The sequence below is a fragment of the Parabacteroides sp. 52 genome, assembly GCF_010500925.1.
GTDB lineage: Bacteria > Bacteroidota > Bacteroidia > Bacteroidales > Tannerellaceae > QVMG01.
On record NZ_QVMG01000034.1, the window covers coordinates 1 to 7,898 of the forward strand.

General features: G+C 43.6%; 5 protein-coding genes. 1 reads left to right on the top strand and 4 read right to left on the bottom strand.

Features of this window, described 5'->3' with window-relative positions; genetic code table 11:
• Positions 1-726: 726 nt before the first annotated feature.
• From D0T51_RS12365 to D0T51_RS11830, 3 genes are read right to left on the bottom strand one after another with little or no spacing between them, the layout of a single operon-like run.
• Positions 727-849, bottom strand: coding sequence for a hypothetical protein (locus D0T51_RS12365; protein ID WP_255495835.1), 123 nt, complete (start codon positions 847-849; stop codon positions 727-729).
• Positions 846-1,181, bottom strand: a complete 336-nt coding sequence (locus D0T51_RS11825) for a cupin domain-containing protein (RefSeq protein WP_163729551.1) — start codon at positions 1,179-1,181, stop codon at positions 846-848. Before D0T51_RS11825 ends, D0T51_RS12365 begins: the two co-directional genes overlap by 4 nt.
• A 10-nt stretch (positions 1,182-1,191) precedes the next feature.
• Positions 1,192-4,158 carry a PEP/pyruvate-binding domain-containing protein gene (locus D0T51_RS11830; protein WP_163729553.1) on the bottom strand — a complete coding sequence of 989 codons (2,967 nt, stop codon included), beginning with the start codon at positions 4,156-4,158 and terminating at the stop codon, positions 1,192-1,194.
• Positions 4,159-4,343: 185 nt separating this feature from the next.
• Between D0T51_RS11830 and gdhA the strand changes: the two genes are divergently transcribed.
• Positions 4,344-5,678, top strand: coding sequence for an NADP-specific glutamate dehydrogenase (gene gdhA, locus D0T51_RS11835; RefSeq protein ID WP_163729555.1), 1,335 nt, complete (start codon positions 4,344-4,346; stop codon positions 5,676-5,678).
• A gap of 90 nt (positions 5,679-5,768) precedes the next feature.
• Here gdhA and rpsA read toward each other — a convergent pair whose 3' ends face one another.
• Positions 5,769-7,565 carry a 30S ribosomal protein S1 gene (gene rpsA, locus D0T51_RS11840; RefSeq protein ID WP_163729558.1) on the bottom strand — a complete coding sequence of 599 codons (1,797 nt, stop codon included), beginning with the start codon at positions 7,563-7,565 and terminating at the stop codon, positions 5,769-5,771.
• Positions 7,566-7,898 lie beyond the last annotated feature (333 nt).

A 7,898-nucleotide genomic window follows, 5' to 3' on the forward strand; every position in this document is an offset into this window, starting at 1 on the left:
AGTTTGATATATTCTTATATTGAATAGCAAATAGGTATGCAATAAAAAAATAGCTATAAACTGTTACTCAAAAATAGGTATATACATTTATAAAGAATTCAAACTGCTCCAGGGGCTGACCCAAAAGTCCAAAAAACTGATTTTTACCCCTGTTACAGATACCTGTAGAGGGGGTGATTATAAGAAAAACCGACTTTTGGGTTAGCCTCAACCAAGATAGTGCCGGTTGGCGTGTTGGGGATTCAGGTGATTATCAATCAGATAGGAAGTTTTGTTGAGATAAATAAGTAATAGGTATAATTACCCCGGAGGGGTTACATGTGAAGCCGCGGGTTGTCAAACCCGTGGGGTATGGTCTCAACACAGAGGGTATGAGGCACACGCCTCATGGAAGCAACGAGGTGAACACGCTCCATGGCATCACGAAGTGGGCGATCATTCACCCCTTTTCGGGCGGAAAGTAAGGGGAGTATCTTATGGCCGTGGGATGGCAATTGTATACATAAAAAAGCCGCTCCATTTCGGAAGCGGCATAGAAATTATCTTCATAAAAAAATTAAAGGCTGTCTCACGACAACCCCTAATCAAACTTTGTTAACCTTAAATCTAATACTATTATGAAAAAACCACGATACAAAGATAAGGTGTCAACAAGCGTTTGTCAAGGGTTTTCTGACTAATATATGTTAAGCAAACAGGGGATTGCAGCTAAAAAATGTTACCTAATCAAAAAGGATATTCATTTGATACAAAAACTGCTAATTTTAACAATGTCATCGGCCTTTCTATCCGTTTTGCTTTGTTTGCTATTCTTTCTATTTCGCCTTCTTTTTCTTCTTTTTTATTCAAGGAAGAAAATCCTTTCGCATCGGAGAAAAGGCATCTATCAACAGGCCGGCTTCCAGACATTTGCATCCGTGAAGGACATTCGGTTTTATATACACACTATCTCCGGTCTGTACAACCTGCGTTTCTCCTTCGGTCGTAAATTCAAAAACACCCGAAACGACATAGGTCGTCTGGGTATGCGGGTGGGTATGCGCAGATCCGATGCCTCCTGTTTCAAAACGCACCTTTACCAACATAAGATCATCGTTGTATGCCATGATCTGCCGGCTTACACCTTCCCCTACATTCTCCCAGATTGTTTCTTTCTCAAAAATAAAATTCTTGCTTTCCATCTTTTCTTTTTTATTCTGTGTCTATAGGTTTTAATACAACTCCCAGGCTCTTTTTGCCATCCATTTTGACTATCATAGGCTTTTTCAACCGAACGTGACGAAGGTATTCGGTTTCCCGAACAGCCGGCAGGGCATTGAGAAATTCTTCATCGAACCAGCCATCTTCTTTAAATGGATTGATGGTGAAATATCCGACTCCAAAAGAAGTCAGGTTCTGAAAAAAGTGTGTGCCCTGGCTGGGATCGATCCGGTAATTTTCCAACCCACATTCGACTATCACGCGGGCATTGCTAATATGCGGCCATTTCACCGGGATACCCAACCAATGATCACTGCTTCCCCAGCGACCGGGTCCTACGAGGATATATCCTTTTTCTTCTTCCGTAAACTGCCTGTTGACTTTCTCTATTTCGTAGGCAATCAATTGGTTGTTAGAGGAGTTGAAAGCACTTGTTTTTACGTAAACAATATCCTGCACATCCGAAATCACCCCATGTCCGAGCACGCTGGTCGAAGTAATAATCGATTCTTCTTTTGTGACCCCTGTAAGATCCTCTTCCATGATTTCTTTATTATCCACGATCGGACGAATCTGCAACAAATAGAATGTCGCCTTGGTATGATCCTGGGGATCCATATTCACGGCAAACTCAATTTCGATAGGCCGTCCCATCTCCGTCTGTCCGACATGCAATATATTATCCAGGGTTTCCGCCAGAGGGAATACCTCATGTTGCAGGATATTCACGAAAGAAAGGATTTTACGTCCGCCCGGATAATACCCGTCGCGGATGATCTGGTCATAAGGATCATAGGTCGATACGATATATTTCAATGAGCCGTCGGCATCCGCCTCCTTCAAGGATAAACGAAGCAAGTTGAAAGAGTCGTCGACAGAAAAAGTCTCCGCCAGGTTCTCCAGATCCAAGGCATAAAAGCGGGTCTGTGTCTCTTTCAAGGCAAACTCCATAGAACTCATCTGCAGGATATTATGCGGATGCCGGGGCGAGAAGCGTAAAGTCTGCCCACCATCCACAATATATTTACCGAGCCCCAAAGCGATATTAACGATTCCGTCTTCCGCCTTCTCATGCCCGATCGGATAAAAATTCAACGAGCGGCCGACACCGGAAAGGGTCGGATAAAAATGACTATTATACCGGGTACCAACAACTTCTTGCAAAACGATCGCCATCTTCTCCTGGTCAATCAGGTTAGACGTAGCAGTCATATAGGCCTTGCTGTCTTTATAAAAGACAGAGGCGTACACCGCCTTTATCGCATCACTTACCGTACGAAGCATCTCATATTTCTCTTCGATCTTCGGCACCATATAGGTCGAATAGATACCGGCAAACGGTTGATAATGGGAGTCTTCCAGCAAACTGGACGAACGGATAGCAATAGGTCCTTTCAAGACATCGAAAAAGGCCATCAGATCTTCAATCAATTCTGTGGGCAGACTGGCACGCAGGAAATATTTAAGGATGGTATCGTCGTCTTCCTCTTTCAGGGCAATCGGATAGAGATCGTTCATCTCCATAAAATCATCGAAAACATCCGTACATATCACTACTGTCTTGGGTATGGTAACTTTGAAATTCTCCTGTTCCAATTCCGGATAACGTTTAACCATAGCTCCCGTAAAAGCCAAACCTCTGCCCTTCCCTCCCAGCGAACCGTTGCCGATACGGGCAAAGTTGCTGTATTCGTCGAACCGTTCTTTCTGATAGATCGCCACCACCCCGGAGTTCTTCATGCGCCGATACTGAACGATCAAGTCAAATATCAATTGGCGGGCCTCGTCCATATCCTTATAATCGCTCACATCTACGTTCCGCAAGATCTCTGCCGGTGGGAACATCGCCCGGGAATAGAAGAAACGGGAAAAGTGATTCCGGGAAAGATGGTAGATCAAGGAATCATCGGGTATATCAAAAATCTTTTTCTGCAGATCTTTCAAGTCCTTGATGCGCATGATCTCTTCCATATTCTTCGGATCCAGAATAATAAAGTCTCCAAAGCCAAAATGCCGCATTATCTTTTTACGCAGGTCTTGCGGATAACTCTTGGAGTTCTTATCAATGAAAGAGGCTCTGAGCTCTTTGGCGTATACCCGGTTATTGGACTCGGAAGATTCCAGGATAAACGGTATGATTAAGCCGGATTTCCGGACATGACGACCGAACTTATAACCGGCATATGGGTCTTTCATACCGCCATTCATAAAGCTCATATCCGAGATAATACCCAACATATTGTCTTTGTACTGATCGAAAATACGGACTGCCTCCTCATACGTACGAGCCAATTTGATCTTAGGCCGTCCGCGCATACGCAGGGTACGTTGATGGTCATTCAGGGCTTCTTTGGAGAATTCCTGGCTTTGTTCAAGCACAAATTTATAGAGATGCGGCAACGCCGATGAATAAAAACGGACAGAGTCTTCTACCAATAAGATGATCTGTACCCCGACACTTGCCGTGTCATCCGGGGCATTCATCTTATCTTCTATTAATTTAATGATAGCCAGTAATAATTCCGAATTGCCTAACCAGCTGAATACATAATCGATGGCCTCCAGGTCATCACTGGCTACCCGCTTGGTTACTTCTTTGGAAAAAGGGGTTAATACCACAATCGGAATGGAGGGATAATGTACTTTGATCTCTTTGGCGGTTGCGAATATATCCCGGTCTTCCATATTAGGCATACAGATGATCAGTTCGAAATTACGGTCTCTCAATTCTGTCAACGCCTCCTCTTCTGTGGTTACCTGGGTAAAACGGGGAGGATACCGAAGACTGAGCGAGGTATATTCATTAAATATCTGTTCATCCACACGCCCATCATCTTCCAACATGAAAGAATCGTACTTGGTCGCAATCAATAGTACATTATATATACGTTTATTCATCAGGTTTACGAACGACGTATCCCTGAATACAAGGTTTTTGAAGTCTGGTATACCACTCATGGGAATTATAAATTGTAAATTATAAATTGTAACCGGAGATAGAACGAGGCGTTTCTCCTTTTACAACTAACTATTTTGTAATAATCCATTCATTTAACGACCAAAAGTAAGCAAAAAACTTTGCTGTTTCATAAAATTACCTACATTTGTGAGCATATTGTTAGTCCTTTTAAACATTAGACGCTATGAAGACAGAAGTAATTATGACTGCATTAGAAGCAAAACACCCCGGAGAGAAGGAGTATTTGCAAGCAGTGAAGGAGGTTTTAATCTCCATTGAAGACGTATATAATCAACACCCCGAATTTGAAAAAGCAAAAATCATTGAACGCCTGGTAGAACCCGACCGTATATTTACCTTCCGGGTACCCTGGGTAGACGACAAAAACGAAGTGCAGGTAAACCTCGGCTATCGGGTACAGTTCAACAACGCTATCGGCCCGTACAAAGGTGGACTTCGTTTTCACCCTTCTGTAAACCTCTCTATCCTGAAGTTCCTCGGATTCGAGCAGACATTCAAAAATGCGTTGACGACATTGCCTATGGGTGGCGGTAAAGGCGGATCCGACTTTGCTCCCCGTGGGAAAAGCGATGCGGAGATCATGCGTTTTTGCCAGGCGTATATGCTGGAACTATGGCGGAATATCGGACCGGATACCGATGTGCCGGCAGGGGATATCGGCGTAGGCGGACGTGAGGTAGGCTATATGTACGGCATGTATAAAAAACTGGCGCGCGAAAATACCGGTACCCTTACTGGTAAAGGAATGGAGTTCGGTGGATCGATTCTGCGTCCGGAGGCAACCGGTTTCGGAGCTCTTTATTTCGTCAAACAGATGCTGGATGCCAATGGTATCGATATCAAAGGAAAAACAGTCGCTATTTCCGGATTCGGAAATGTGGCATGGGGTGCCGCGACCAAAGCGACAGAAATGGGCGCCAAGGTAGTGACGATCTCCGGTCCCGACGGATATGTATATGATCCGGACGGAATCTCCGGCGAAAAGATCGACTATATGTTGGAACTGCGTAATTCAGGCAATGATATCGTTGCTCCTTATGCTGAGGAATATCCGAACGCTACCTTCTATCCGGGCAAACGTCCCTGGGAACAAAAGGTGGATATTGCTCTTCCGTGTGCGACCCAAAACGAACTCGGAGAAGAAGATGCCCGCATGTTGATCGCCAACAAGACCTTATGCGTTGCCGAGGTTTCCAATATGGGATGTACGGCGGAAGCGGCCGATCTCTTTATCGAACATCAGATGTTGTTCGGGCCAGGTAAAGCGGTGAACGCAGGAGGTGTTGCTACTTCCGGTTTGGAAATGACCCAGAACGCCATGCATATCTCCTGGACGGCCGAAGAGGTAGATGCCAAACTGCATCAGATTATGACCGCTATCCACGAACAATGCGTGAAATATGGTCAGGAAGGTAAGTACGTGAACTACGTCAAAGGAGCAAACGTTGCCGGCTTTATGAAAGTAGCTAAGGCGATGATGGCTCAGGGAGTGGTTTAAGTTAATTGTAAATTATAAATTGTTAATTGAACAAAAAGAAAGGAGGCCTTCCCAGGGAAGACCTCCTTTTTGAATTATTCTTAAAGAAGATTATTCAGCAGATCCAGATAATTTTTCTTTCAATGCTGCCAGTTCTTCAATGTCACCAAGTGTTGTCTTTTCAACAGAACCGGTTACCATAGCTGGTTCATCTTCTCTCTTTCCGCGTTTCGCTGTTTTCTTTTCACCCGAAGCTTCTCTTTTAGCAGTCTTTTGCTCATCTTCGTGGATACGGCTATGAGAAAGAATGATACGTTTCGCTTCTTTGTTGAATTCGATTACTTTGAATTCCATCTTTTCATCTACAGCAGCTTGTGAGCCGTCTTCTTTGACAAGATGTTTAGGAGTTGCAAATCCTTCTACACCATAAGGCAGAGAGATTACAGCACCTTTATCCAATACTTCGATAATCGTACCTTCGTGGATAGAACCTACGGTAAAGATTGTTTCGAATACATCCCATGGGTTTTCTTCCAGTTGTTTGTGGCCTAAGCTCAAACGACGGTTTTCTTTGTCGATTTCCAATACCTGTACTTCGATTTCTGCACCGATCTGTGTAAATTCAGATGGGTGTTTGATTTTCTTCGTCCAAGAAAGGTCAGAGATGTGAATCAAACCGTCAACACCTTCTTCGATTTCTACGAATACACCGAAGTTCGTGAAGTTACGTACTTTGGCTGTATGTTTAGAAGCTACTGGGAAACGTGTTTCGATATCTTCCCATGGGTCAGCTTTCAGCTGTTTGATACCCAAAGACATCTTGCGTTCGTCGCGATCCAATGTCAAAACAACTGCTTCGATTTCGTCGCCTACTTTCATGAAGTCCTGAGCAGAGCGCAGGTGTTGTGTCCAAGACATTTCAGATACGTGGATCAGCCCTTCTACACCCGGAGCAATTTCGATGAATGCACCGTAGTCAGCCATAACAACCACTTTTCCTTTTACTGTATCACCTACCTTCAGTTCAGCACTTAATGCATCCCATGGGTGAGGAGTCAATTGTTTCAATCCAAGAGCGATACGTTTCTTTTCGTCGTCGAAATCGAGGATAACCACGTTGATCTTTTGATCCAACTGTACGATTTCTTCCGGATGAGAAACACGTCCCCAAGAAAGGTCGGTAATGTGAATCAAACCGTCTACGCCACCCAAGTCGATGAATACACCGTATGAAGTGATGTTTTTAACGGTTCCTTCCAATACTTGTCCTTTTTCCAGTTTCGAGATGATATCTTTCTTCTGTTGTTCCAGTTCTGCTTCGATAAGAGCCTTGTGAGATACAACCACGTTTTTGAATTCTTGGTTGATCTTAACGATCTTGAATTCCATTGTTTTACCCACAAATACATCGTAGTCGCGGATCGGTTTTACGTCGATCTGAGATCCCGGCAAGAAGGCTTCGATGCCGAATACGTCTACGATCATACCGCCCTTCGTACGACATTTGATGAAACCTTTTACGATTTCGTCTTTTTCCAAAGCTTCGTTTACACGATCCCAAGAACGGGTAGCACGTGCTTTTTTGTGTGAAAGGATCAATTGTCCTTTTTTGTCTTCCTGGCTTTCGATGTATACTTCTACTTCGTCGCCCACTTTCAGTTCCGGATTGTAACGGAATTCAGACATCGGAACAACACCGTCTGATTTGAAGCCGATGTTAACCACCACTTCCCGTTTGTTCATTGAAGTGACTTTCCCTATTACGACTTCTTTGTCGTTTACTTTGTTCAGGGTTTCGTCATACGTTTTTACAAGATCGTCCTTGCTTACATCACCGTAAGTTTCGCCTTGTTCATAGGCTTCCCAGTTGAAATCGTCAACCGGCTGAATGTTTTTTAAATTTTCCATTCTCTAAATTGTTAATACTAAGTTTGTTTAATTAGAAGTTAGACATTATGTTGTCATCTCTCGAAAATTGGTTGCAAAGGTAATGCTTTTTTCTGATTAACAAGCCTTTTCGTGGTAAAAATGAAAGAGAAAACAAAGGAATAACGGGGAGCACTCCCCCCCTAACGGATCAGGTCTGCCCGGATTATCGGAAAGAACTTCGGACAGATTTGCGCTTTTGTAAGAAAAAACACTGCTAAATAAAATTGCTGACAATCGTCGGCAAAATTGCCGATATACGTCAGCAATTGTGCCGATATATATCGGCAATTGTGTCGACAATTATCAGCACAA

Coding starts and splice junctions, on each gene's coding strand:
- D0T51_RS11825 (WP_163729551.1), bottom strand. CDS start 1,181: ATGGAAAGCAAGAATTTTATTTTTGAGAAAGAAACAATCTGGGAGAAT.
- D0T51_RS11830 (WP_163729553.1), bottom strand. CDS start 4,158: ATGAGTGGTATACCAGACTTCAAAAACCTTGTATTCAGGGATACGTCG.
- gdhA (WP_163729555.1), top strand. CDS start 4,344: ATGAAGACAGAAGTAATTATGACTGCATTAGAAGCAAAACACCCCGGA.
- rpsA (WP_163729558.1), bottom strand. CDS start 7,565: ATGGAAAATTTAAAAAACATTCAGCCGGTTGACGATTTCAACTGGGAA.